Genomic DNA, 24,161 nt, shown 5'->3' with positions numbered 1-24,161 from the left:
CGCCGTAAGCCGATGAGCCTTATGCGCGGCAGCTGGATCAGCCTGTTCGCCATGCTGATGATCTTTATCGGTCCGCTGATTTCCCAAGCGATGCCGATGGACCATCACGCCGGTATGTCCATGGCAATGTCCATGGACGCCCCGAGCTGCCATGGCGACGCCAAGCCCCCAGCCGAACACCACAAGGCCCCCGACGAACACCACGTGCTCTGGGAAAAGTGCGGCTATTGCAGCCTGCTCTTCAGTTGCCCGGCGCTGCCTGGCAGCGTGTCGTTTGTCACCCTCGGCAGCCCGCCGCCCGCCAATGCCATAACCCCTGCCCCACGCCTGGGCCATGCCCGGCAAACCGTCTTCCCCGGCGCCCGCAGCCGCGCCCCGCCCGTCATCGCGTAAGCACTTCACACCGTTACTTCACCCCGGCCGACTTTAGACAGACAGCCGCAGGCTGCTGGCCGTGTTGTTTACGACTGAATGATGGAATTTTTCATGTCCAGGTTTTCTGCTGACACCCGTTTGGGATGTACTCCCGTTTTCGCCGTTCTATGCGGCGCACTGCTCACCACGCAGGCCCACGCCGACCAGAATGAGTTGAGCCCGACGGTGATCACCGCGATCGCCCCCAGCTCGCCGCTGACCGTTGTCACCAACCCGAAGGACCCGCGCCAACCGGTGCCCGCCAGCGATGGCGGCGACTACCTCAAGACCATCCCCGGCTTCGCCCTGGTGCGCAACGGCGGCACCAATGGCGACCCGGTGCTGCGGGGCATGTTCGGCTCGCGCCTGAATATCCTCACCAACGGCAGCATGATGCTCGGCGCCTGCCCGGGCCGGATGGACGCACCCACGTCCTACATCTCGCCGGAAACCTACGACAAGCTGACCGTGATCAAGGGCCCGCAAACCGTGCTCTGGGGCCCGGGCGCCTCGGCGGGCACGATCCTGTTCGAGCGCGAGCCCGAGCAGTTCGGCGAGTTGGGCACGCGGGTCAACGCCAGCATCCTGGCGGGCTCCAACGGGCGTTTCGATAAGGTCGTCGACGCAGCCGCAGGTGGGCCGCTGGGTTATGTGCGGGTGATCGGCAACCAGGCCCACGCCGACGACTACAAGGACGGCAACCACGACACCGTCGCCTCGCGCTACGACAAGTGGAACGGCGACGTGGCCGTGGGCTGGACCCCGGACGCCGACACCCTGCTGGAACTCACCGCCGGCCGTGGCGATGGCGAAGCCCGTTACGCCGGGCGCGGCATGGACGGCTCGCAATTTTTGCGTGAAAGCCTTGGGTTGCGCTTCGAGAAGTCCAACATCGGCGAGGTGTTGGATAAGGTCGAGGCCCAGGTCTACTACAACTACGCCGACCACGTGATGGACAACTACACCCTGCGCGTCCCGTCGGGCACCGGGATGATGGCCGGGCCGATGGCGGCCAACGTCGATCGCCGCACCCTCGGCGCACGCATCAAGGCCACCTGGCGTTGGGCCGATGTGCAGTTGATCAGCGGCATCGATGCGCAGACCAACGAGCACCGCGAACGCAGCGCCATGGGCGTCGACACCTACAAGGACCTGCCCCGCAGCAAGGACGCCAACTTCCACAACTACGGGGTGTTTGGCGAGTTGACCTGGTACGCCGCCGACCGCGATCGCCTGATCACGGGCGCCCGTGTCGACCGCGCCTCGGCCAAGGATTTCCGGCAAACCCTCGGTTCCGGGATGATGAGCAGCCCCAACCCCACCGCCGGCAACACTCGCGCCGATACGCTGCCTTCGGGCTTTGTGCGCTATGAACACGACCTGGCCGACAGCCCGACAACGCTGTACGCAGGCCTCGGGCACGCCGAACGTTTCCCGGATTACTGGGAGCTGTTTTCCCCCGATACCGGGTCGGTGGGTTCAGTGAATGCCTTCGACGGCGTGAAGCCCGAGAAAACCACCCAACTGGATTTCGGCCTGCAATACAAATCCGCCGACCTCGACGCCTGGGCCTCGGGCTACGTCGGCCAGGTGCGTGATTTCATCCTGTTCGACTACCAGCCGGGAATGATGGGCACCACCTCCCAGGCGCGCAATGTGGACGCACGCATCATGGGCGGCGAGCTGGGCGCGGCGTACAAGCTGACGTCCAACTGGAAGGCTGACGCCACCTTCGCTTACGCCTGGGGCAAGAACACCAGCGACGGCAAACCGCTGCCGCAAATCCCGCCCCTGGATGCACGCTTCGGCCTGACCTACAGCCAGGACGACTGGAGCGCAGGCGCCTTATGGCGGGTGGTCGCGGCGCAAAACCGCATCGACCAGAACAAGGGCAACGTGGTCGGCAAGGACTTCGACAAGAGCTCGGGGTTTGGCGTGTTCTCGCTGAACGCGGCGTATCGCATCAACAAAAATTTCAAGGTCAGCACCGGCGTCGACAACCTGTTCGGCAAGGCGTACGCCGAGCACCTGAACCTGGCCGGCAACGCCGGGTTCGGCTACCCGGCCAATGACCCGCAAGCCATCAAGGAACCGGGGCGCACGCTCTGGACCAAGGTGGACATGAGTTTCTAAGAGCATCGCAGGCAAGCCAGCTCCCACAGTTGAAATGCATTCCCCTGTGGGAGCGGGCTTGCCCGCGATGGCGGCCTCGATAACACAAAAATTCCAAGCCTTTGCGGAGCACACCCTGATGAACCCACCCAAGATTTCCTTCTACAACCTGGCCTGGCGCTGGCATTTCTACGCCGGGCTGTTTGTCGCGCCGTTCATGGTGCTGCTGGCCCTGACCGGCATGGTCTACCTGTTCAAACCCCAGCTCGACCCGCTGATGTACGGCAACCTGCTGACGGTGCAAAGCGCCGAGCACGCGCTGAGTGCCGACGAGCAACTGCAACGCGCCCAGGCGGCCTACCCACACGGCACAATCAGCAAGTACCTGCCACCGGCCGACGCCACCAGCAGCGCGCAATTCGTGATGCACAACAACGGGCACGACGTGACCGTGTTCGTCGACCCGTATCGCGGCACTGTGCTCGGCGAACAGGACGCCACGTACAACCTGCAAGCCATCGCCCGCGCGCTGCATGGCGAGTTGATGATCGGCACCGTCGGCGATCGCCTGGTGGAACTGGCGGCCGGCTGGGGCGTGATGCTGGTGATCTCGGGCCTGTATTTGTGGTGGCCGCGAGGCACGTCGGCGGCGGGCATTCTGTGGCCCCGGCTGGGCAGTCGCGGCCGTTTGTTCTGGCGGGACCTGCACGCGGTGGCGGGCTTCTGGGGCGCGGCGTTCCTGCTGGTGATGCTGCTCAGCGGCATGACCTGGACCGGCTTCTGGGGCAAGCAATACGCCGAGCTGTGGAATAAATTCCCGGCGGCGATGTGGAACAACGTGCCGCAGTCCGACCAGCAGGCCCGCAGCCTCAACACCGCAAGCCAGCAGACCGTACCGTGGGCCATGGAAAACACGCCGATGCCGATGTCCGGCGAGCATGCCGAGCACATGAAGCATGGCGGCATGACTAAAGGCCCGGCCGCACCCACCGTGAGCCTGCAACAGGTGGCCGACCTCGCCAACTCACGCAAGGTCGAGCCCGGCTACAGCATCACCTTCCCCACCACCGCCGAAGGTGTATTCACCATCGCGGTATTCGCCAACGACCCCCGCAACGACGCCACCCTGCATGTAGACCAATACACCGGCAAGGTCCTGGCCGACGTGCGCTGGGAACACTACAACACCGTGGCACGGGTGACCGAATCCGGCGTGATGCTGCATGAAGGCAAGATGTTTGGCGTGGTCAACCAGATCATCGTGCTGCTGATTTGCCTGATGATCCTGCTCAGTGCCGTCAGCGGCCTGGTGATCTGGTGGAAACGCCGGCCACAGGGCGGCCTCGGGGTTCCGCCGCTGCGCCACGACCTGCCGAAATGGAAAACCGCGATGGTGATCATGCTCGGGCTGGCGATCGTCTTTCCGCTGGTGGGTGCCTCGTTGATTGTGGTCTGGGCGCTGGATCGGCTGGTGCTTTCGCGGCTTTTCAGCCAACGTGAATCTGCCTCAGGTTCGGCATGAAACAGGCGAGATGCCCCATATAGAGGCGTTAGGTAGTCTTACGCGGGCTTTCACCCACGCCACCACAAGTGTTATATTATAACACTTGCTGTCTATTCCCGGCTCGCCGCACCGTGCGGCGAGCACCGCCTCGAAGAAGCGATTTATCGTCCGATGAACAAGTACCTTGCGTCCGGCCTGTGCCTGCTCGCCCTGCATAACAGTGCCCAGGCCCTGACTCTTCCCGCCAGCGCCGTCTCCGCGCCGGCGGTCGACGACGAGCGCGTCGACCTGAACACCCCGACCACGGCAGGTTCACGCCTGAACCTTACCGCCTTGCAAACCCCTGGCAGCGTTGAAAGCCAGACCGGCAAGCAGATCCGCGAACGGGGCGATGCCACGGTGCAGGACGCCATCTCCCGCGCCACCGGCATCAGCCGCACCGGCTCGCCAGGCGACGGTGGCACCTCGCTGTCGGCGCGGGGCTTCACCGGCCAGAGTTCGGTGCTGCAACTGTACGACGGCGCCCGCATGTTCGATGGCGCGGGCACGTCCACTTTCCCGGTCGACACCTGGTCCGTGGAGCGGGTGGACGTACTGCGCGGCCCGGCCTCGGTGATGTACGGCCAGGGCGCCACCGGAGCAGTGATCAACACGATCCCGAAAAAGCCTTTCGAGGGCGACATCGAAAACCACGTCCGCCTGGGGTACGGCTCTTATGATCGCCAGCAGCAAGCCCTCGACAGCGGCGGCTCGCTCACCGACACCCTGAGCTACCGCCTGAACATCAACCGCCTGCGCAGCAACGGCTTCATCGATCGCGGTGACTCCAGCAGCGACTTCGTCAGCGGTGCCCTGCGCTGGCAAGCGGCCGACAACCTGAGCTTCACCCTGGCCACCGACTACGGCGACCAGAGCCCGCAAAACGATTACGGCACGCCATTGATCAACGGCCAGTTGCACAAGGGCCTGCGGGACAAGAACTACAACGTCAGCAACGATATCCAGCACTACAACGACCAGTGGACGCGCCTGACCAGCGAGTGGCAGATCAACGACAACGTCACCGCCACCAACGAACTGTCGTACCTGAAAAACCAGCGCCGCTGGCAGAACGCCGAGAGCTACAACTATGTGAATGGCGGGCTGGTGCGCCAGAGCTACCTGGGCATCAAGCACAATCAGGAACAGGTCGGCGACCGCCAGACCTTCACCTTCAAGCACACCCTGTTCGGCCTCGACAGCCAGACCGTGACAGGTGTGGAGTACAACCGCATTCGCTTCCGCCTCGCCAGCAACTCGCCGTTCAATGACGTATCGGACGACGGCCAGCCGGTGGACATCCTGCACCCGGTACCCCAGCCATTTGAAAGTGCCAGCCCGTTCATTCCGCAGTCCGTCAGCACCACCAAGCAACTGGCCGCGTTCGCCGAAAACCGCCTGCAACTGACCGATAAGCTATCGCTGGTCACCGGGGTGCGCCGCGACTACGTACACATCGACCGTGAATCCCTGATCGATGGCAGCGACTCCGACAAGACCTTCACCGGCAACAACTGGAAAGCCGGCCTGGTCTACGCGATCACCCCGGACACCTCGGTTTACGGCCAGTACGCCACCAGCACCGACGGCGTCGGCAGCCTGATTACCCTGAGCCCGAGCCAGCAACAATTCGGCCTGTCCACCGCCAAGCAAACCGAAATCGGCCTCAAGCAAGCGTTCTGGGACTCCCGTGGCGAATGGACCCTGGCGGCCTACCACATCGTTAAAAAGAAGCTGCTGGTGAGCATTCCCGGCACCGACCTCAAGGAGCAAGTGGGGCAGCAGTCGTCCAACGGCCTGGAAGCCAGCCTCGACCTGCAACTGCCAAACGCCTGGCAGCTGCAAGCCAATGCCGCCATCGTGCGGGCGCAGTACGACGACTTCTCCGAAGTGGTCAACGGCCAGGCCGTGTCCCGCGACGGCAACCGCCCCACCGACGTGCCGCGCCGCACCGCCAACCTGTGGCTGAGCAAAGCGGTGACCGACGACATCCGCGCAGGCGCCGGCGTGCGTTACGTCGACGCGCGTTTTGCCAACACCGCCAACACCAGCGAAGTGCCGAGCTACACCGTGGTGGACGCCACCGTGTCATGGAAAGCCATGCGCAACACGACATTGGGCCTGCAATTGAATAACCTGTTCGACCGCACGTACGCCGTCAGCCAATACAATGACGGCCAGCAATGGATCCTGGGTGAGCCCAGGTCGTTCTTTGTGACGGCGGATTACACCTTTTAACTGAACGCAACACGGTCCAAATGTGGGAGCGGGCTTGCTCGCGAAGGCGGTGGGTCAGTCGCTGAAATGTTGGCTGACACACCGCCTTCGCGAGCAAGCCCGCTCCCACACAAGCCCGCTTCCACATTTGTCCTGTGTTGGACCTGAGAGTAAAGATGACCTCACTCAACCTCACCGCCCTCGCCTGGACCCCGCCAGGCCACGAGTACTGTCATCACCAGTTCCAACTGAGTGACGCCAGCCTGCACGTGAGCGCCGGTGAGTTTGTCGGGTTGATCGGCCCCAACGGCAGCGGCAAGACCAGCCTGCTGCGCTGTGCCTATCGGTTCAGCAAGCCGGCCGAGGGTGAGGTGCTGCTGGAACACCAGAATGTGTGGAAGCAATCCTCGAAGTGGTGCGCGCAGCGTATCGCCGTGGTGCTCCAGGAATTTCCCGATACGTTCGGCCTGCGGGTGGATGAAGTGGTCGCCATGGGCCGCACACCGCACAAGGGCCTGTTCGACAGCGACACGGTTGAAGACCGTGACCTGATCCGCCAGGCCCTGGATAACGTCGGCCTGCTGGGCTTCGAAGACCACGCTTTCGCGACCCTCTCGGGCGGTGAAAAGCAGCGGGTGATCCTGGCCCGCGCCCTGGCCCAGCAACCCCAACTGCTGATCCTCGACGAGCCGACCAACCACCTCGACCCACGCTACCAGCTGCAATTGCTGCAACTGGTCAAGCGCCTGAACATCGGCACCCTGGCCAGCATTCACGACCTGAACCTCGCTGCCGCATTCTGCGATCGCCTGTACGTGATCAACCACGGGCGCATCGTCGCCAGCGGCACACCCCACGAAGTACTGACCGCCGAGCTGCTGCGCGAGGTGTTCGGCGTTGAAGCATTGATCGACACTCACCCCTTGTCCGGCTACCCCCGAATTACCTGGATAACCCAATCATGATCCTGCGCTCCCTGCTGTCTCTCGCTTTGCTGCTCGGCACTTCTCAAGCGTTCGCCGAAGCCACCCATTACCCGCTGACAATCAAAAGCTGCAACCGCGAAGTGACCTTCGCCGAGACGCCGAAACACGCGGTCAGCCACGACATCAACATGACCCAGATGATGCTCGCACTGGGCCTCAAGTCGCACATGGCCGGCTACAGCGGCGTCACCGGCTGGAAGTCGGTGACCCCGGAAATGGCACAGATCCTCGACGGCCTGCCGGAACTGGCGAGCAAGTACCCGTCGGTGGAAACCCTGCTCAACGCCGACGTCGATTTCTTCTTCGCCGGCTGGGACTACGGCATGCGCGTCGGTGGCGACCTCACCCCGCAAACCTTGCAACCCTTGGGCATCAACGTCTACGAGCTGACCGAGTCCTGCGCCTTCGTGATGAAGCGCCCGGCCGCCACCCTGGAAGACACCTATAACGACCTGCGCAACCTGGGCAAGATTTTCGACGTACAGGACCGCGCCAATGCGCTGATCGCGCAGATGCAGGCGCAGGTAGCCGAGGTGCAGAAAAGCCTGCCGGCCGACAAGCCTCGCGTGTTCCTCTACGACAGTGGCGAAGACCGCGCCATGACCTCCGGCCGCCTGGGCATGCCCCAGGCGCTGATCGACGCCGCCGGCGGGCGCAATATCCTCGACGACGTGGACGCCAGCTGGACCCGGGTCAACTGGGAAACCGTGGTGGAGCGCAACCCGCAAGTCATCGTAATCGTCGACTACAGCGAAATCACCGCCGACCAAAAAGAGCAGTTCCTGCTGGACAACCCGGCGCTGCAATCGGTGGACGCCATCAAGAACCAGCGCTTTATCGTGATTCCCTACGTGCAGGCCACGCCGGGCATCGACAACGTGCTGGCCGTTGAAACCCTGGCCAAGGGGTTCCACGGCGAATGATCACCCGTCGCTATGCCCTGCTGCTGAGTGCCCTTGGCGCGTTGTTGCTGATCTCTTGCGTGGTCTCGCTGGGGTTCGGCTCGGCGCGGGTGCCGGTGGACGTGGTGTGGCGCATTTTGCTGCATAAAGCCTTCGGCATTGGCCAGGCGAACTGGACGGCCGGCCAGGAACATATCGTATGGCTGATCCGTGTGCCGCGCATGTTGCTGGGCGCGTTGGTGGGCGCCGGGCTGGCGTTGATTGGTGCGGTGTTGCAGGCCGTCACACGCAACCCGCTGGCAGACCCGCACCTGCTGGGCGTGACCTCCGGCGCCACCCTGGGCGCGGTGATCGTGGTGCTGCATGTGGGCGAAGTGATCGGCCTGCTGACCCTGCCTATCGCCGCGTTCATCGGCGCCTTGCTGAGCATGATCGTGGTGCTGGCGGTGGCCAGTCGCAACGGTCGCCTTGAAAGTGACCGGCTGCTGCTGTGCGGTGTGGCGGTGTCGTTCGTGATGATGGCAGTGGCCAACTTGCTGCTGTTCATGGGCGACCACCGCGCGGCGTCGGCGGTGATGTTCTGGATGCTCGGCGGCCTCGGCCTGGCGCGCTGGGAACTGCTGGCGATCCCGTTCGCCACGGTATTGATCGGGTTGGTGTTGCTGCTGGGGATGGCGCGCCCGCTGAACGCGCTGATGGCCGGTGAACAGACCGCCGTGACCCTGGGCCTGAACGCACGCAACGTGCGGCTCAAGGTGTTTTTGATCGCCTCGCTGATGACCGGCGTGCTGGTGTCCATCAGCGGCTCCATCGGCTTTGTGGGGCTGATGGTGCCGCACATTGCCCGGCGTCTTGTGGGTGCCGAGCATCGCCGGTTACTGCCGGTGTGCGTGCTGCTGGGCAGCGTGTTCCTGGTGTGGGTCGATGTGGCTGCCCGCACGATGATCGCCCCGGAAGACCTGCCTATAGGCGTGGCCACGGCGGCCATCGGCGGGCTGTTTTTTATCGGGCTGATGCGCAAGCGCTGACGCCCTTTTCGCCATCGCCCTGTTGTAGCGCACATTCGCGCACCAGCACGCCCTCGGTGCCAGTTCATGGTGCGCCGCCGCCGCTCGCCACGCTGCAAAAACGACCATTTCCTGCCTTTGGCCGACTAGGCACACCCCTTGCAATCACTCCCTCATCACAACGTTGAGTCATGGAGATTGCACAATGAAGCGTCGCAGCTTGATCAAGGCTTTCACACTGTCCGCATCCATCGCCGCGATGGGCATGACCTGGACCGTACAGGCCGCCGAGACCATCAAGGTCGGCATCCTGCACTCGCTGTCCGGGACCATGGCGATCTCCGAGACCTCGCTGAAAGACATGGCGCTGATGACCATCGACGAGATCAACGCCAAGGGCGGTGTGAACGGCAAGATGCTCGAACCGGTGGTGGTCGACCCGGCGTCCAACTGGCCGCTGTTCGCTGAAAAAGGCCGCCAGTTGCTGACCCAGGACAAGGTCGCGGTGGTGTTCGGTTGCTGGACCTCGGTGTCGCGCAAATCGGTGCTGCCGGTGTTCGAAGAACTCAACGGCTTGCTGTTCTACCCGGTGCAATACGAAGGCGAAGAGATGTCGCCGAACGTGTTCTATACCGGTGCGGCGCCGAACCAGCAGGCGATCCCTGCGGTGGAATACCTGATGAGCGAAGAAGGTGGCGGCGCCAAGCGCTTCTTCCTGCTGGGCACCGACTACGTGTACCCACGCACCACCAACAAGATTTTGCGTTCGTTCCTGCACTCCAAAGGGGTAGCGGATAAAGACATCGAAGAGGTCTACACCCCGTTCGGCCACGCCGATTACCAGACCATCGTGGCCAACATCAAAAAATTCTCGGCCGGCGGCAAGACCGCCGTGATCTCCACCGTGAATGGCGACTCCAACGTGCCGTTCTACAAAGAGCTGGCCAACCAGGGCCTGAAAGCCACCGACGTGCCGGTGGTGGCGTTCTCCGTGGGTGAAGAAGAACTGCGCGGCATCGACACCAAGCCGCTGGTGGGCAACCTCGCCGCCTGGAACTACTTCCAGTCGGTGGAGAACCCGGTGAACAAGAAATTCGTGGCGGACTGGAAAGCCTACGCCAAGGCCCACAACCTGCCGGGCGCGGATAAAGCCGTGACCAACGACCCGATGGAAGCCACCTACGTGGGCATCCATATGTGGGCGCAGGCGGTGGAGAAAGCCAAGTCCACCGACGTCGACAAAGTGCGTGAAGCCATGGCCGGGCAGACGTTCGCGGCGCCGTCCGGTTTCACCCTGACCATGGACAAGACCAACCACCACCTGCACAAGCCGGTGATGATCGGTGAGATCCAGGCCGACGGGCAGTTCTCGGTGGTGTGGCAGACCCAGGAACCGATCCGTGCACAGCCTTGGAGCCCGTACATCCCTGGCAATGACAAGAAGCCGGATTACGCCGTCAAGAGCAACTGAACCAAGGGGTGTCGGCACCTGAGAGCTGACACAAACCCTGTGGGAGCTGGCTTGCCTGCGATGCGGACACCTCGGTATGTCTGATGCACCGCTATCGCAGGCAAGCCAGCTCCCACATTTGTTCGAGCAAGGCCCAAGAATATGCCCACTGCCCTCCACCGCTTCATCCTCGCCGCCCTGCTGTTGCTGCCCTTCGCCGCACACGCCAGCGACGCCGAAGACTTCCTTGCCGCCAACCCGATGCAACAAGCCAAGCTGCTCCAGGACTGGGCCGCCCAGCCCGACCCGGCGCGCATCGAGTTGGTGGACGCCCTGCAACAAGGCCAGATCAGCGTCAACGGCGAAACCAAAACCGTGCGCCTGAACAACCGCCTGCGCGGCCTGATCGACAACGTGCAGGCCAGCCAGGCACTGCTTGCCGCCGACCCCAAGGTGCGCCTGGCCGCTGCCCAGACCCTGCAAAAAAGCGCGCAACCTGCGCAATTGAAATTCCTCGACCAGCAACTCGCCGGCGAAACCAACGACGACGTACACGCGGCCTTAAGCCTGGCCCTGGCCAACCTGCAACTGGTGGACACCGACCCCGCCGTGCGCCTGGCCGCCGTCCGTTTGCTCGGCGGCACCGGCGACCCGCTGGCCCGCACCCGCCTGGAAGCCTTGCTCGCCCCCGGCGTCGAAGCCGACGCCACGGTGCACACCGCCGCCGAGACCAGCCTGGCCCAGGTCAAACGCAAACTGATGGTGGGCGAGATCCTCGGCCAGGCCTTCAGCGGCATGTCCCTGGGCTCGATCCTGCTGTTGGCGGCGCTCGGCCTGGCGATCACCTTCGGCTTGCTCGGGGTGATCAACATGGCCCACGGCGAGATGCTGATGCTCGGTGCCTACTCCACCTATGTGGTGCAGTTGATGATGCAGCGCTACGTGCCCCAGGCCATCGAGTTCTACCCGCTGATCGCGCTGCCGGTGGCGTTTTTTGTGACCGCCGCCATCGGCATGGCCCTGGAGCGCACGGTGATTCGTCACCTCTACGGCCGCCCCCTGGAAACCCTGCTCGCCACCTGGGGCATCAGCCTGATGCTGATCCAGTTGGTGCGCCTGGTGTTCGGTGCGCAGAACGTTGAAGTGGCCAACCCCGAGTGGCTCTCCGGCGGGATTCAGGTGCTGCCCAACCTGGTGCTGCCGTACAACCGCATCGTGATCATCGCCTTCGCGCTGTTCGTGGTGGTGCTGACCTGGCTGCTGCTGAACAAGACGCGCCTGGGCCTGAATGTGCGGGCCGTGACCCAGAACCGCAACATGGCCGCCTGCTGCGGCGTGCCCACCGGGCGTGTGGACATGCTTGCCTTCGGCCTCGGCTCCGGCATCGCGGGCCTGGGCGGCGTGGCCCTGAGCCAGATCGGCAACGTCGGCCCGGACCTCGGCCAAAGCTACATCATCGACTCGTTCCTGGTGGTGGTGCTCGGTGGCGTCGGCCAGTTGGCCGGCAGCGTCATGGCTGCCTTCGGTCTGGGCATCGCCAACAAGATTCTCGAACCGCAGATCGGTGCCGTGCTCGGCAAGATCCTGATCCTCGCGCTGATCATTCTGTTTATCCAGAAACGCCCGCAGGGACTCTTCGCACTGAAAGGACGGGTGATCGACTGATGAACCAGCCATTGATGCTCACGGCCGCGCAAAAGGCCGGCCCCAAGGTGACCATCGCAGTCGGTGCAGTGGTGCTGACCCTGCTGCTGGCATTGCCATTGTTCTCCCTGCTGTCACCGGAAAATCCGCTGTACGTCTCCGCCTATACGCTGACGCTGGTGGGCAAGATTCTGTGCTACGCCATCGTTGCCCTGGCCCTGGATTTGGTGTGGGGTTATGCCGGGATGTTGTCCCTCGGCCACGGCCTGTTCTTTGCGCTGGGCGGCTATGCCATGGGCATGTACCTGATGCGCCAGGCCTCCGGGGATGAATTACCGGCGTTCATGACCTTCCTGTCGTGGACTGAGCTGCCCTGGTATTGGATGGGCACCGAACACTTCCTCTGGGCCCTGTGCCTGGTGGTATTGGCCCCGGGTTTACTGGCGTTGGTGTTCGGGTTCTTCGCCTTCCGTTCGCGGATCAAGGGCGTGTATTTCTCGATCATGACCCAGGCCCTGACGTTTGCCGGGATGCTGTTGTTCTTTCGCAACGAGACCGGGTTTGGCGGCAATAACGGCTTTACCAATTTCCGTAGCATCCTCGGGTTTGGCATCACCGAACCGGGTACCCGGGCAACGTTGTTCGTGGCCACCGTGGTGCTGTTGGTGGCGAGTCTGTACATCGGCTGGCGCCTGGCCCAGAGCAAGTTCGGCCGGGTGCTGACGGCTCTGCGGGATGCGGAAAACCGCCTGATGTTCTGCGGCTACGACCCACGCGGCTTCAAGCTGTTTGTGTGGGTGTTGAGCGCGGTGTTGTGCGGTTTGGCGGGGGCGTTGTACGTGCCGCAAGTGGGCATTATCAACCCCAGCGAGATGTCGCCGACCAACTCCATCGAAGCCGCGGTGTGGGTGGCTCTCGGGGGGCGCGGAACATTGATCGGCCCGTTGCTGGGCGCCGGTGTGGTCAACGGCATGAAAAGCTGGTTTACCGTGGCCTTTCCTGAGTATTGGCTGTTCTTCCTCGGGGCGCTGTTCATCCTCGTCACCCTGTATTTGCCCAAGGGCGTGATCGGCCTGCTGAAGAAAAGGGGCGACCAATGAGAATCACCGCGACGGCCGAATTTATGCTCGAACCCATTCTGGAACCGAACAAAGACCAGGGCAGCGCCCGCGACGCCATCGGTCTCGGCCAGGCGGCGGGTAAAGGCCTGAACACCCGCCACGGCACCATCCTGACCCTGGAAGACATCAGCGTCAGCTTCGACGGTTTCAAGGCGTTGAACGACCTGAACCTGTACATCGGCGTCGGCGAATTGCGCTGCATCATCGGCCCCAACGGCGCGGGCAAGACCACGCTGATGGACGTGATCACCGGCAAGACCCGGCCCAGCCACGGCAAGGCCTGGTTCGGTGAAACCCTGGACCTGACCAGCATGAGCGAAGTGCAGATCGCCCAGGCCGGCATCGGTCGCAAGTTCCAGAAACCCACGGTATTCGAAGCCCTGAGCGTGTTCGAAAACCTCGAGCTGGCGCAGAAGACCGACAAGTCAGTGTGGGCCAGCCTGCGGGCGCGCTTGAGTGGCGAGCAGAAAGACCGCATCAGCGAAGTGCTCGACACCATCCGCCTGACCGCCTCGGTCAACCGCCCCGCCGGCCTGCTGTCCCACGGCCAGAAGCAGTTCCTGGAAATCGGCATGCTGTTGATGCAAGACCCGCAGCTGTTGCTGCTGGACGAGCCGGTGGCAGGCATGACCGACGCCGAAACCGAATTCACCGCCGAGCTGTTCAAGCGCCTGACGGGCAAGCATTCGCTGATGGTGGTGGAGCACGACATGGGCTTTGTCGGCTCGATTGCCGACCACGTGACCGTGTTGCACCAGGGCAGCGTGCTGGCCGAAGGGTCGCTGGAACAGGTGCAGGAAAATGAGCGGGTGATCGAGGTTTACCTCGGTCGCTGATGCTTTATGTGGGAGCTGGCTTGCCTGCGATGGCATCGACACGGTGCAACTGATACACCGAGTCGCCTGTATCGCAGGCAAGCCAGCTCCCACAAGGAATTGAGGAGGTTTTGAACATGCTGCAAGTCGACAAGCTGCACCAGTACTACGGCGGTAGCCATATCCTGCGCGGGCTTTCCTTTGAGGTGAAAGTCGGCGAGGTCACCTGCCTGCTGGGCCGCAACGGCGTGGGCAAGACTACCCTGCTCAAGTGCCTGATGGGGTTGCTGCCCGCCAAAGAAGGCGCGGTGAACTGGGAAGGCAAGGCCATTACCGGCTTCAAGCCGCACCAGCGCGTACACGCCGGCATCGCCTACGTGCCCCAGGGCCGGGAGATTTTCGGGCGGCTGACGGTGGAAGAAAACCTGCTGATGGGCCTGTCGCGTTTCCCCGGCGCCGAAGCCAGGGAAGTCCCGGCGTTCATCTACGAACTGTTCCCGGTGTTGCTGCAAATGAAGCAACGCCGTGGCGGCGACTTGTCCGGCGGCCAGCAACAACAGCTGGCGATCGGGAGAGCCCTGGCCAGCCGCCCGCGCCTGTTGATCCTCGACGAACCCACCGAAGGCATCCAGCCCTCGGTGATCAAGGAGATCGGCGCCGTAATCAAGAAGCTCGCGGCACGCGGTGACATGGCGATTCTGCTGGTGGAGCAGTTCTACGATTTTGCCGCCGAACTGGCCGACCAGTACCTGGTGATGTCCCGGGGCGAAATCGTCCAGCAAGGCCGTGGAGAAAATATGGAAAGCGAGGGTGTGCGCGGACTCGTTACGATCTAATCTGTAGCGTCCTAACGATAAGCACTGACCATGACCCTACCTGCCCCCACCGCGCTGTTCACCCCCAGCTGGCACGCCGAGCTGGAACTCGGCTACGCGCGTTTCGGCGACACCACACGCCCGGTGATGCGCCGCCACTTGGGCCCGCTGCGGGTGCAAAAGCACCTGTACGCCGAAGGCCCCGAGGTGTGCCAGCACATCATCGTGCACCCGCCGGGCGGGATTGCCGGCGGTGATCGCCTCGATATCACGGCCCATGTGGCCGAAGGTGCCTGGGCGCAATTGACCAGCCCCGGCGCGGCCAAGTGGTACCGCGCCGGCGGGCCGGCCTATCAGCAGCTGGCGCTGACCGTTGAGGCGGGCGCCACCCTGGAATGGCTGCCCCAGGAGACCATCGTGTTCAGCGCCGCCCAGGCCGAACTCACCACCCGCATCGACCTGCAAGGCGACGCGCGGCTGTTTTACTGGGACGTGGTGGCCCTGGGACGCCCTGCCAGCGGCGAGCGTTTCGACCTCGGGCACTTCCAGTCGCACCTGGATATCCGCCGCGACGGCCAGTTGATTTGGCATGAGCGCCAGCGCATTGTGGGCGCCGACGGTTTGCTCGACTCGCCCATCGGGCTCGATGGGCAACCGGTGTTTGCGACCTTGCTGGTGAGCGGCGAAATCGACAGCGAACTGCTCGAACGCTGCCGCTCGTTACCCCACGCGGTACGCGGCGATTTGACCCAACTGCCCGGCCTGCTGGTGGCCCGTTGCCTGGCCAGTGAAGCACTGTTGGCGCGAGGCTGGCTGATTGAGTTGTGGCGCCTGCTGCGCCCGGCTGTATTAGGCCGAGAGGCGGTATCACCGAGAATCTGGAGCACATGAAGATCAAACGTTGACCCTGTTCCCGGTGGGAGCCGGGCTTGCCCGCGATGGCATCACCTCGGTGCATGAGCCCTACCGAGTCGCCAGCATCGCAGGCAAGCCAGCTCCCACAGAAAGCAGCTTTCACATTGGATCTCCAGTGTTTTTACGAATGTATTTCATAGTGGACCTTGAACGATGGACCTGACCCCACGGGAAAAAGACAAACTGCTGATCTTCACCGCCGGCCTGGTGGCCGAGCGGCGGTTGGCGCGCGGTGTGAAGCTCAACTACCCGGAAACCATCGCCTACATCTCCGCCGCGCTGATGGAAGGTGCCCGCGATGGCCGCACCGTGGCCGAACTGATGCACTTCGGCACCACCCTGCTCACCCGCGAGCAGGTGATGGAAGGCATTCCGGAAATGATCCCGGACATCCAGGTGGAAGCGACCTTCCCCGACGGGACCAAGCTGGTCACCGTCCACCAACCCATCGCCTGAGGCCCGGCCATGTCCTTTTTGATTCGTGAGGCGGTGCATGCCGACTTGCCAGGGATTCGCGATATCTACAACGACGCCGTCCTCAACACCACGGCCATCTGGAACGAACAACCGGTTGACCTGGGCAACCGCCAGGCCTGGTTCAGCGCCCGCCAGGCGCAGTTTTACCCGATCCTGGTGGCCGTCGAGGACGACCAGGTCACCGGCTATGCCTCGTTTGGCGACTGGCGACCCTTCGAGGGGTTTCGCCACACGGTCGAGCACTCGGTGTACGTGCGCAGCGACCAACGCGGCAAAGGCCTCGGCCCGCAATTGATGCAAGCCCTGATCGAACGGGCGAAGACCTGCAACAAACACGTGATGGTTGCCGCCATTGAGAGCGGCAACCAGGCGTCGATCCGCCTGCATGAGCGCCTGGGTTTTATCACCACCGGGCAGATGGCCCAGGTGGGCACCAAGTTCGGGCGCTGGCTCGACCTGACCTTCATGCAACTGACACTCAACCCTGGCGCTGCGCCGCCCAAGGAGTGACACCGATGAACGCCGCCCAACTGCGTCGAGTCAATGCCGAGAGTTTTGCCCATTACCGTCAGGGTTTGGTTGAGCTGTTGCTGGACGCCGTGAAGCATGGCGCCTCGGTGGGGTTCATGGCCGACTTCGACGAAGCCCAGGCCCGCCGCTACCTGAGCAGCGTGCAGGCGAGCGTCGAGGACGCCAGCCTGCTGCTGTGGGTGGTGGTGCGTGATGAACAAGTGGTGGCCAGCGTGCAATTGGCGCTGTGCCAGAAAGCCAACGGCCTGAACCGTGCCGAGGTGCAAAAACTGCTGGTGCACAGCGAGGCACGGCGCAGGGGCCTGGGCCAACAGTTGATGAACGCCCTGGAGCTGAGCGCCCGCCAGTACAAACGCGGGCTGCTGTACCTGGACACCGAAGCCGGCTCCGACGCCGAAGCCTTCTACCAGTCGCTGCGCTACACCAAGATCGGTGAATTGCCCAACTACTGCCAAAGCCCGGACGGGCGCTACACCCCGACCGCCATTTACTTCAAGACCCTGGGACAACCTGCATGATTCCTGGCGAATTTCAGATCCAGCCTGGCGACATCGAACTCAACGTGGGCCGGCGCACCGCCACCCTGAGCGTGGCCAACAGCGGCGACCGGCCGATTCAGGTCGGTTCCCACTATCACTTCTTCGAAACCAACGACGCATTGACGTTCGACCGTGCCGCCAGCCGCGGCATGCGCCTGAACATCCCGGCGGGCACGGCCGTGCGCTTCGAGCCGGGGCAAAGCCGCGAGGTGGAACTGGTGGAGTTGAGCGGCAAGCGCCGGGTGTTCGGCTTTGCCGGACGCATCATGGGCGACCTGTAGTTTTTCTGGTGTCTGCTCGGGCCTCATCGCAGGCAAGCCAGCTCCCACAGGGGAATGCGTTCCAAATGTGGGAGCGGGCTTGCCCGCGATAGAGAGCGAAGCGAACGATTTCAAACTTTCCTGAATCTCAAGGCATGCACATGAAGATTTCCAGACAAGCCTACGCCGACATGTACGGCCCCACCGTCGGTGACAAGGTCCGCCTGGCCGACACCGAGCTGTTCGTCGAAGTCGAACAGGACTTCACCGTCTACGGCGAAGAAGTGAAATTCGGCGGCGGCAAAGTCATCCGCGATGGCCAGGGCCAGAGCCAGTTGCTGGCCGCCGAAGTGGTCGACACCCTGATCACCAACGCGCTGATCATCGACCACTGGGGCATCGTCAAGGCCGACGTCGGCCTGAAAAACGGCCGCATCTTCGCCATCGGCAAAGCCGGCAACCCGGACATCCAGCCCGGCGTGACCATCTGCGTCGGCGCCAGCACCGAAGTGATTGCCGGTGAAGGCATGATCCTCACCGCCGGCGGCATCGACACCCACATCCACTTCATTTGCCCGCAGCAAATCGAAGAGGCGCTGACCAGCGGCGTCACCACCATGATCGGCGGCGGCACCGGGCCGGCCACCGGCACCAACGCCACCACCTGCACCTCGGGCCCATGGCACCTGGCGCGCATGCTGCAGGCCTCCGACGCGTTCCCGATGAACATCGGTTTCACCGGCAAGGGCAACGCCAGCCTGCCGGAGCCACTGATCGAACAGGTCAAGGCCGGCGCCATCGGCCTCAAGCTGCACGAAGACTGGGGCACCACACCGGCGAGCATCGACAACTGCCTGAGCGTGGCCGACGAGTACGACGTGCAGGTGGCGATCCACAGCGACACCCTCAACGAGTCCGGCTTTGTCGAAACCACCCTCGCCGCGTTCAAGGGCCGCACCATCCACACCTACCACACCGAAGGGGCCGGTGGCGGTCACGCACCCGACATCATCAAGGCCTGTGGTTTCCCCAACGTGCTGCCCAGCTCCACCAACCCGACCCGGCCATTTACCCGCAACACCATCGACGAACACCTGGACATGTTGATGGTCTGCCATCACCTGGACCCGAGCATTGCCGAAGACGTGGCCTTCGCCGAAAGCCGCATCCGCCGCGAGACCATCGCCGCCGAAGACATCCTGCATGACCTCGGCGCGTTCTCGATGATCAGCTCCGACAGCCAGGCCATGGGCCGGGTCGGCGAAGTGATCACGCGCACCTGGCAGACCGCCGACAAGATGAAAAAACAGCGCGGCCCGTTGCCGGGTGACGGCGCAGGCAACGACAACTTCCGCGCCAAGCGCTACATCGCCAAGTACACGATCAACCCGGCGATCACCCATGGCATCAGCCACGAAGTGGGTTCGATCGAAGTGGGCAAGTGGGCCGACCTGGTGCTGTGGCGCCCGGCGTTTTTCGGAATCAAACCGACGCTGATCCTCAAAGGCGGCGCGATTGCCTCAAGCCTGATGGGCGATGCCAACGCATCGATCCCGACGCCGCAACCGGTGCATTACCGCCCGATGTTTGCCAGCTTCGGCAGTTCATTGCACGCTACCAGCCTGACCTTTATCAGCCAGGCGGCCTTGGCGGCAGGCTTGCCCGAGCAACTGGGCTTGAAGAAGAAAATTGCGGTGGTCAAGGGTTGCCGCGCGGTGCAGAAAACCGACCTGATCCACAACGATTACCTGCCCGACATCGAGGTCGACCCGCAGACCTATCAGGTGAAAGCCGACGGCGTGTTGCTGTGGTGTGAGCCGGCGGATGTGCTGCCCATGGCCCAGCGCTATTTCCTGTTCTAGATCGCCCAACGCCCCGGCTACGTGAGTACCCGGGGCTTTACCGTCAGAGCGGATGCTCAGCCAGTAACTGTCGGCTCAACGTCTGGATCAACCCGGCCTCTTCAATCTGCAATTGCGCCTCCAGGTCCGCGGATTGTTGTTGGTAGGCCGCTTCCGTCAGTTCGCCGGATTGAAAGCGCTCATGCAGGCTGGCCTGGCGCGTTTCATAAGGCGCCCGTTGTGCCTCGAACTGCGACCGCGAGGTATGGGTGACATAGTCGGTCCAGTACTCCCGGGCGATCAGCGCCTGGAATTCCGCCGGGGAATTGTTCAGGGCCATCACACGGGCATAGGCCTGGTCGAGCATCTGCGGGGTGACATCCGCCATGGCCGTAAACCGCACCTGGTTCGGCTGGGCCGGCAGCGCCAGGCGGTCCTTGAGGCCATAGCGGTAGGCCAGCTTGATCTCGACATCTTCCAGCCGTGCGACCCGGGCGGCTTTTTGCTCCGGGGTTAACCCCGGTGTCTCGTGGATCGCCACGGTGCGGCGCTGGATATCCTCCAGGGCGATTTTTTCGATTTCATCCAGGCGGAACAACCCTCTGGAAAGTCGCAGCAGCGCCGCGCCCTGCTGCCCGTCCAGGGCCAGCGCTTCGGCCCGGTAGACCAGCGTCATGATCTCCAGGTTACTAAAGGTCAAGGCGGCGCGGTCACAGCACGCCGCACGCCCCGCCCACTCGAACATGCGCTCGCGCAGGGCGTCGGATTTCGGGGTGGCCTGGGTCATGCTGTCGATCACCTCCCATACCCGCCGCTGCAGGTCACCGTGGCCGGCGCCGGGGGATTCCAGATCACTGAGCACACGAAAGAAGCCGTCGCTGCGGTCAGCCTGACGCAGGCCGCTCCACTGCACCTGCCGTGGCTCGACCTGCTCCGGCGACAGATCCCGGACCCAACGTTGCAGCTCGGTGCGCGCCTGAATGCCCAGGCGTGCCGGCCCGACCCGGACATGGGTGGGCGGTTCGATCTCCGCCGGCCGGTATTCGAACGCCTGTTGACGCCTGTCGCCTACCAGGTCCGGGCGCTCTCGCTCCAGGCGAACCCAGTAGTCGCGTAACTGCTGCTGGGCGACTTCAGACAACGGGTTGCCCGCCAGAAAGGTCACATTGTTGATACGGGCCATCGGCTCCAGATGCTCGGCAGCCGGTGCGACGACCGCCTCCGGGATCGTGGTGATACGGTTGCCGGACAGCTCGACATGGTCCAGCCGTGGCTGCTGCGTCAGCCCTTCGGGCCAGGTCTGGAGCTGCGCATTGTTCAGGAACAGCGAGCGCATGTCGGTGATCCGGGAAAAGTCCGGGCTGATAACCGCGCCTGCCGCCGGGCAGGGCCTGAGGCGGCTTGAAGAACGGCCGGCCGGCCGGTCTCACGCCCAAGCGCTCCCGCAGCCGATCCCGGGGCAAGGCGTGTTGCAGGATTTTCAATTTCAACTCCACACCCTGCCCCACATGGGGCAACCCCAAAGCCCGGCGGTGGGCATCGGTGAGGGCGTGCTGCAACGCTTCGTACAAGGTGTCGACGCCATGCAATTGCCCCGCCTGCCCGTCAAACGCCTGGTAGCGGCCCTCGGAGATCCTGACCAACACCTTGAGATTCGGAGCGTCCACTGGGCCGTAATGGGCGCGCAACTCACCGTCGTAGGCATCCTCACGCACCTCAATGCGCACACCGTCTTTCCAGCCCGGCAGGGTTTCCAGGGTATTGAGTACCAGGGTTTCGGTGTCGGGGCTGGCCAGTGCCTCCAGGTACAACCCTTCATAGGCTTTGGTCAGGCGCTGCGTGGCTTGCAGTTCGCGGGCCTTCTGCGCCAGGCGCAAGGGGATTTTGCGGGTCCCGGTCAGGGCTTGCAGCTCAGCGGCGCTGGCATCGCTTAACAGTTCCTGGGCGAGGATCGTCGGCAAGCTTTGGAAATCCCGTTGCAGCACCTGCACCGCCACGCTGCTGGGTACGACCCGCTCGCTATAGCGGCTGCGGAACAGCCGAGCGCGGTGCTGCTGCGCATAATCCCCCAGTCGTGCCTGCAAGCGCTGGCTGCGCAATCGGGGCTCTGGGGGCAGGTGTTGCCCGAGCATCCCTTGCAGCGCTTGGTCACTTAATGCCGCCACCACCCTGGCGGGCAATTGTCCGTTCATCAGGTCGGCGCGGCTGATGGAGATCAGGCCCCCCAGAGGCGCAGCCGTATCGCCATATTGGATGGCCACCCGTTGCGGGCCCTCGCCCTCGAACACTTCGATGGCCTTGCCGACCGGCCAGCGGGGCATCTCCACCATCAGGGACGCCGCATAGGGGGCCAGGTCGGGCGATAACTGCCCGACGAAAATCTGTTCGCTCAACCGCACCACATCGTCGTAGGCCCGGAACTGCCGCACCGTGTCCAGCAGCGTCGCCGGGGTCGGCTCGCTTTCGACATGCAGCCGGCGCAACACACTGTGGTCGATGTCACAGACCCGACGAATCGCCTCCAGCTGTGCATCGTCCAGGCCCTCCACGACGCGCCCCAGGCGCCGCATCAATGTCGGGCCTTCCCATTCGAGCGGCCGCTCGGCCTCATGGGTCCAGGCACCCGAACCATTGTGGCGGGCGGCGGGTTGATAGGCGTCCGGCCGGCGTGGGTGCTGGATACGGTATTGGCCGGGGTACGGGTCGGCTTTCAAGGCGTAGCGCTTGCCGTCGAGGTCCAGCACGTGCGTTTCCTGGACGCGACGCAGCCCCGCCTCGTCGGGCACCGCGGTTGTTGGCCGTTGAACCTCCAGCGCATAGGCCTGGATGTCCGGCTTCCACAGGCGCACTTCGCCCGACGGCAACGTGATCGACTTTAACCCCTCGATAAACGGCGACACGGTGACATGGAACGCGGCGCCGCCGACGGCCAGCATCGCCAGGTTTTCCATGACGTCGCCGATATGGGACCAGCCGGCTTCGCGGTCGCCCTCGCTGAGTTCGATGGCGCCTTCGAGCGCTTCGTAAAGCACCTGAGCCGCCATCGCCACCGCCATCACCGTGCCCAGGGGCGGCACCACCATCGACACCAGGTTCAGGGCAAACAGGCCGATGCTCATGTAGTGCGCCAGGCGCCGGGAGCGGTTGTTGGCGTCGGCCATGGCGGTGGGTACAGCCATGGTCAGGGCATCGTCGAACAGGCGCTGCACGGTGCCCTCGTACAGTTCATCCCACAGGTCCACATCGACCCAAAGGCCCTTCAGCGAATCGGCATTGATGTTCAGGTTCGGCGCCTTTGACGCAATCCGCACGCGGTGCGCCGGGTCCCCCAGGATCGAGGTGATCGGGGTCAGCTGCGGGGTGAGTACCTGGGACCAGAATTGCCCCTGCTCGGAGCGCAGCCACTTCAATGCGAAGCTTTGCGGCGGCGCATCCGGCACCAGTTCGGTAAAGCGCCGGTAGTAATACGCCAGGTCTTTGCGGGCGACGAAGCGGGCAAAAAACTGCTGATAATTGGTGGGCGCCACCACACTGGGACGGCCGCCCGGCTGGGGCGGCCAGACGGTCATCTGCCGCGTCAGCTCCGCGCGGAACTCGGCGAAGGATTCATAACGCTTGATCGGGTGTTCCGGGTCGTCGGGAATGTAGGCGATAAACCAACTCGCATAGCGGTATTTAACGCACGGGTCGATGATCACGCAGCCCTGCAAACGCAGGTTCATCAGGCACAGCCGGCGATACCAGATCTGCCGGTCGCCCAGCATGATGTTGCGCTCGCCGCTGGCCACCCGCAGCAGCAGGGCATAATCGTCCTGGCCAATGTCGCCCTTGAGCAATGCCAGGTAGGCCGCCGCCTTGAACCCATCTTTCTGAGCGGTGACAAACCGCTCCCGCAGCAGGTTTTGCGACACCGTCTGCGCCGGACGCAGGAAGGTGGTGAGGTGCGCCTGGTACTGTTTGCCCAGGTCCAGGTCGCGGCACAACCGGGTAAACACGTCGATTTTCAGCGACGTGGCATGGCGCTCGAAATGGCCCTCGGCATCGGGCGCGGTGATAAAGCCCGAGGCACTGTTGAAAAACCCGGCGCGGGTTTCGGGCTCTTCGAAATTGTTCAGCGCCGCCTGCAACAGCGAAAGGGTCTTGGCCCGAAAGCCTCCGGTGCGCACGCCAAACGCGTCCTCCACCGGGCAGTAGAGTCGCAGGCAGGTTTGCTCGACATCCAGCACATGGCCGGCGGCCTTGAGGGCGGCTTCCAGCAACGGCTTGGCGAAATCGTTGATGTCCTGGACCTTGTCCATGGACTGATCCAGCGCGGCATGGGATTTGAAGCTGGCCTCGAGACAGGCCTTGAGTTGGTTCTTCTGTTCCGCGCCGGTGGCCGCAAACCAGCCGGGAATCACCGGTTTGACCTGCCGTACCGAGGCGCGCAAGGAGGGCGACGCTGTGATCAGGCTCGGGGGGATGGCGGCTTTGATGTGTTGGTAATGTTGGCCCAGCTCTGCGGACACCGTGACGGCGGAGTCGGCTGCTTGAGGGTCTGGCATAAGCAAATACCTTGGAAGAGGAGAAAGG

Annotated in this window: 20 protein-coding genes; 18 read left to right on the top strand and 2 right to left on the bottom strand. The window is 63.5% G+C overall.

What is annotated here, in order from left to right; translation table 11 throughout:
* The first annotated feature begins 21 nt into the window (after positions 1-21).
* From HX855_RS14905 to ureC, 18 genes are all read left to right on the top strand, one after another.
* Positions 22-393: a DUF2946 domain-containing protein gene (locus HX855_RS14905; protein WP_256352947.1), complete on the top strand. Its 372-nt coding sequence runs from the start codon at positions 22-24 to the stop codon at positions 391-393.
* A gap of 93 nt (positions 394-486) precedes the next feature.
* Positions 487-2,547, top strand: coding sequence for a TonB-dependent copper receptor (locus tag HX855_RS14900; protein WP_177083200.1), 2,061 nt, complete (start codon positions 487-489; stop codon positions 2,545-2,547).
* Positions 2,548-2,665: 118 nt separating this feature from the next.
* The gene (locus HX855_RS14895) at positions 2,666-4,048 is read left to right on the top strand and encodes a PepSY domain-containing protein (RefSeq protein WP_177083198.1); all 1,383 of its coding nucleotides are present in this window, start codon (positions 2,666-2,668) and stop codon (positions 4,046-4,048) included.
* A 153-nt stretch (positions 4,049-4,201) separates the two neighbouring features.
* A complete protein-coding gene (locus HX855_RS14890) occupies positions 4,202-6,307 on the top strand; it encodes a TonB-dependent siderophore receptor (protein WP_177083197.1) in 2,106 nt (701 codons plus the stop codon).
* Positions 6,308-6,462: 155 nt separating this feature from the next.
* Positions 6,463-7,251: an ABC transporter ATP-binding protein gene (locus HX855_RS14885; protein ID WP_177083195.1), complete on the top strand. Its 789-nt coding sequence runs from the start codon at positions 6,463-6,465 to the stop codon at positions 7,249-7,251.
* On the top strand, positions 7,248-8,195 hold the full coding sequence (locus tag HX855_RS14880; RefSeq protein WP_177083193.1) for an ABC transporter substrate-binding protein: 948 nt from the start codon (positions 7,248-7,250) through the stop codon (positions 8,193-8,195). Before HX855_RS14885 ends, HX855_RS14880 begins: the two co-directional genes overlap by 4 nt.
* Positions 8,192-9,202: an iron ABC transporter permease gene (locus tag HX855_RS14875; protein ID WP_177083191.1), complete on the top strand. Its 1,011-nt coding sequence runs from the start codon at positions 8,192-8,194 to the stop codon at positions 9,200-9,202. Before HX855_RS14880 ends, HX855_RS14875 begins: the two co-directional genes overlap by 4 nt.
* A gap of 184 nt (positions 9,203-9,386) precedes the next feature.
* Positions 9,387-10,652: an urea ABC transporter substrate-binding protein gene (gene urtA, locus HX855_RS14870; RefSeq protein WP_088425954.1), complete on the top strand. Its 1,266-nt coding sequence runs from the start codon at positions 9,387-9,389 to the stop codon at positions 10,650-10,652.
* Positions 10,653-10,793: 141 nt separating this feature from the next.
* Entirely contained in the window at positions 10,794-12,296 is a 1,503-nt protein-coding gene (gene urtB, locus HX855_RS14865; RefSeq protein WP_177083189.1) for an urea ABC transporter permease subunit UrtB, read from the top strand.
* Complete coding sequence (gene urtC / locus HX855_RS14860) at positions 12,296-13,375, top strand: urea ABC transporter permease subunit UrtC (protein WP_177083187.1); 1,080 nt, start codon at positions 12,296-12,298, stop codon at positions 13,373-13,375. The genes urtB and urtC overlap by 1 nt, the downstream gene beginning before the upstream one ends.
* The gene (urtD, locus tag HX855_RS14855) at positions 13,372-14,232 is read left to right on the top strand and encodes an urea ABC transporter ATP-binding protein UrtD (RefSeq protein WP_375140083.1); all 861 of its coding nucleotides are present in this window, start codon (positions 13,372-13,374) and stop codon (positions 14,230-14,232) included. Before urtC ends, urtD begins: the two co-directional genes overlap by 4 nt.
* A 116-nt stretch (positions 14,233-14,348) precedes the next feature.
* A complete protein-coding gene (urtE, locus tag HX855_RS14850) occupies positions 14,349-15,047 on the top strand; it encodes an urea ABC transporter ATP-binding subunit UrtE (RefSeq protein WP_010173963.1) in 699 nt (232 codons plus the stop codon).
* A 30-nt stretch (positions 15,048-15,077) separates the two neighbouring features.
* Positions 15,078-15,917: an urease accessory protein UreD gene (locus HX855_RS14845; protein WP_177083186.1), complete on the top strand. Its 840-nt coding sequence runs from the start codon at positions 15,078-15,080 to the stop codon at positions 15,915-15,917.
* 177 nt (positions 15,918-16,094) lie between these two features.
* The gene (ureA, locus tag HX855_RS14840) at positions 16,095-16,397 is read left to right on the top strand and encodes an urease subunit gamma (RefSeq protein WP_003217383.1); all 303 of its coding nucleotides are present in this window, start codon (positions 16,095-16,097) and stop codon (positions 16,395-16,397) included.
* 9 nt (positions 16,398-16,406) lie between these two features.
* Positions 16,407-16,928: a GNAT family N-acetyltransferase gene (locus tag HX855_RS14835; RefSeq protein ID WP_177083184.1), complete on the top strand. Its 522-nt coding sequence runs from the start codon at positions 16,407-16,409 to the stop codon at positions 16,926-16,928.
* Between the two features lie 5 nt (positions 16,929-16,933).
* Positions 16,934-17,467, top strand: coding sequence for a GNAT family N-acetyltransferase (locus tag HX855_RS14830; protein ID WP_177083182.1), 534 nt, complete (start codon positions 16,934-16,936; stop codon positions 17,465-17,467).
* Positions 17,464-17,769 (top strand): urease subunit beta, encoded by a 306-nt coding sequence (locus HX855_RS14825; RefSeq protein ID WP_177039716.1) that lies wholly within the window; start codon positions 17,464-17,466, stop codon positions 17,767-17,769. Before HX855_RS14830 ends, HX855_RS14825 begins: the two co-directional genes overlap by 4 nt.
* 140 nt (positions 17,770-17,909) lie before the next feature.
* Positions 17,910-19,610: an urease subunit alpha gene (gene ureC, locus HX855_RS14820; RefSeq protein WP_177083180.1), complete on the top strand. Its 1,701-nt coding sequence runs from the start codon at positions 17,910-17,912 to the stop codon at positions 19,608-19,610.
* A gap of 43 nt (positions 19,611-19,653) precedes the next feature.
* Here the strand turns inward: ureC and HX855_RS14815 are convergent, their stop codons facing one another.
* Both HX855_RS14815 and HX855_RS14810 read right to left on the bottom strand, forming a co-directional pair.
* Positions 19,654-20,772, bottom strand: coding sequence for an NEL-type E3 ubiquitin ligase domain-containing protein (locus HX855_RS14815; RefSeq protein ID WP_177083178.1), 1,119 nt, complete (start codon positions 20,770-20,772; stop codon positions 19,654-19,656).
* Positions 20,723-24,133 carry a dermonecrotic toxin domain-containing protein gene (locus HX855_RS14810; RefSeq protein ID WP_177083176.1) on the bottom strand — a complete coding sequence of 1,137 codons (3,411 nt, stop codon included), beginning with the start codon at positions 24,131-24,133 and terminating at the stop codon, positions 20,723-20,725. The genes HX855_RS14815 and HX855_RS14810 overlap by 50 nt, the downstream gene beginning before the upstream one ends.
* Positions 24,134-24,161: the final 28 nt, after the last annotated feature.

The sequence above is a fragment of the Pseudomonas sp. IPO3778 genome (genome assembly GCF_013386825.1).
Taxonomy (GTDB): domain Bacteria; phylum Pseudomonadota; class Gammaproteobacteria; order Pseudomonadales; family Pseudomonadaceae; genus Aquipseudomonas.
The sequence above is the reverse complement of the archived record's forward strand: the minus strand, read 5'-3'. Positions and strand labels throughout refer to the sequence as shown.

Excerpts from the sequence above, each read along its gene's own strand:
- HX855_RS14905 (WP_256352947.1), top strand. The coding sequence starts at position 22 with ATGCGCGGCAGCTGGATCAGCCTGTTCGCCATGCTGATGATCTTTATC.
- HX855_RS14900 (WP_177083200.1), top strand. The coding sequence starts at position 487 with ATGTCCAGGTTTTCTGCTGACACCCGTTTGGGATGTACTCCCGTTTTC.
- HX855_RS14895 (WP_177083198.1), top strand. The coding sequence starts at position 2,666 with ATGAACCCACCCAAGATTTCCTTCTACAACCTGGCCTGGCGCTGGCAT.
- HX855_RS14890 (WP_177083197.1), top strand. The coding sequence starts at position 4,202 with ATGAACAAGTACCTTGCGTCCGGCCTGTGCCTGCTCGCCCTGCATAAC.
- HX855_RS14885 (WP_177083195.1), top strand. The coding sequence starts at position 6,463 with ATGACCTCACTCAACCTCACCGCCCTCGCCTGGACCCCGCCAGGCCAC.
- HX855_RS14880 (WP_177083193.1), top strand. The coding sequence starts at position 7,248 with ATGATCCTGCGCTCCCTGCTGTCTCTCGCTTTGCTGCTCGGCACTTCT.
- HX855_RS14875 (WP_177083191.1), top strand. The coding sequence starts at position 8,192 with ATGATCACCCGTCGCTATGCCCTGCTGCTGAGTGCCCTTGGCGCGTTG.
- urtA (WP_088425954.1), top strand. The coding sequence starts at position 9,387 with ATGAAGCGTCGCAGCTTGATCAAGGCTTTCACACTGTCCGCATCCATC.
- urtB (WP_177083189.1), top strand. The coding sequence starts at position 10,794 with ATGCCCACTGCCCTCCACCGCTTCATCCTCGCCGCCCTGCTGTTGCTG.
- urtC (WP_177083187.1), top strand. The coding sequence starts at position 12,296 with ATGAACCAGCCATTGATGCTCACGGCCGCGCAAAAGGCCGGCCCCAAG.
- urtD (WP_375140083.1), top strand. The coding sequence starts at position 13,372 with ATGAGAATCACCGCGACGGCCGAATTTATGCTCGAACCCATTCTGGAA.
- urtE (WP_010173963.1), top strand. The coding sequence starts at position 14,349 with ATGCTGCAAGTCGACAAGCTGCACCAGTACTACGGCGGTAGCCATATC.
- HX855_RS14845 (WP_177083186.1), top strand. The coding sequence starts at position 15,078 with ATGACCCTACCTGCCCCCACCGCGCTGTTCACCCCCAGCTGGCACGCC.
- ureA (WP_003217383.1), top strand. The coding sequence starts at position 16,095 with ATGGACCTGACCCCACGGGAAAAAGACAAACTGCTGATCTTCACCGCC.
- HX855_RS14835 (WP_177083184.1), top strand. The coding sequence starts at position 16,407 with ATGTCCTTTTTGATTCGTGAGGCGGTGCATGCCGACTTGCCAGGGATT.
- HX855_RS14830 (WP_177083182.1), top strand. The coding sequence starts at position 16,934 with ATGAACGCCGCCCAACTGCGTCGAGTCAATGCCGAGAGTTTTGCCCAT.
- HX855_RS14825 (WP_177039716.1), top strand. The coding sequence starts at position 17,464 with ATGATTCCTGGCGAATTTCAGATCCAGCCTGGCGACATCGAACTCAAC.
- ureC (WP_177083180.1), top strand. The coding sequence starts at position 17,910 with ATGAAGATTTCCAGACAAGCCTACGCCGACATGTACGGCCCCACCGTC.
- HX855_RS14815 (WP_177083178.1), bottom strand. The coding sequence starts at position 20,772 with ATGGCCCGTATCAACAATGTGACCTTTCTGGCGGGCAACCCGTTGTCT.
- HX855_RS14810 (WP_177083176.1), bottom strand. The coding sequence starts at position 24,133 with ATGCCAGACCCTCAAGCAGCCGACTCCGCCGTCACGGTGTCCGCAGAG.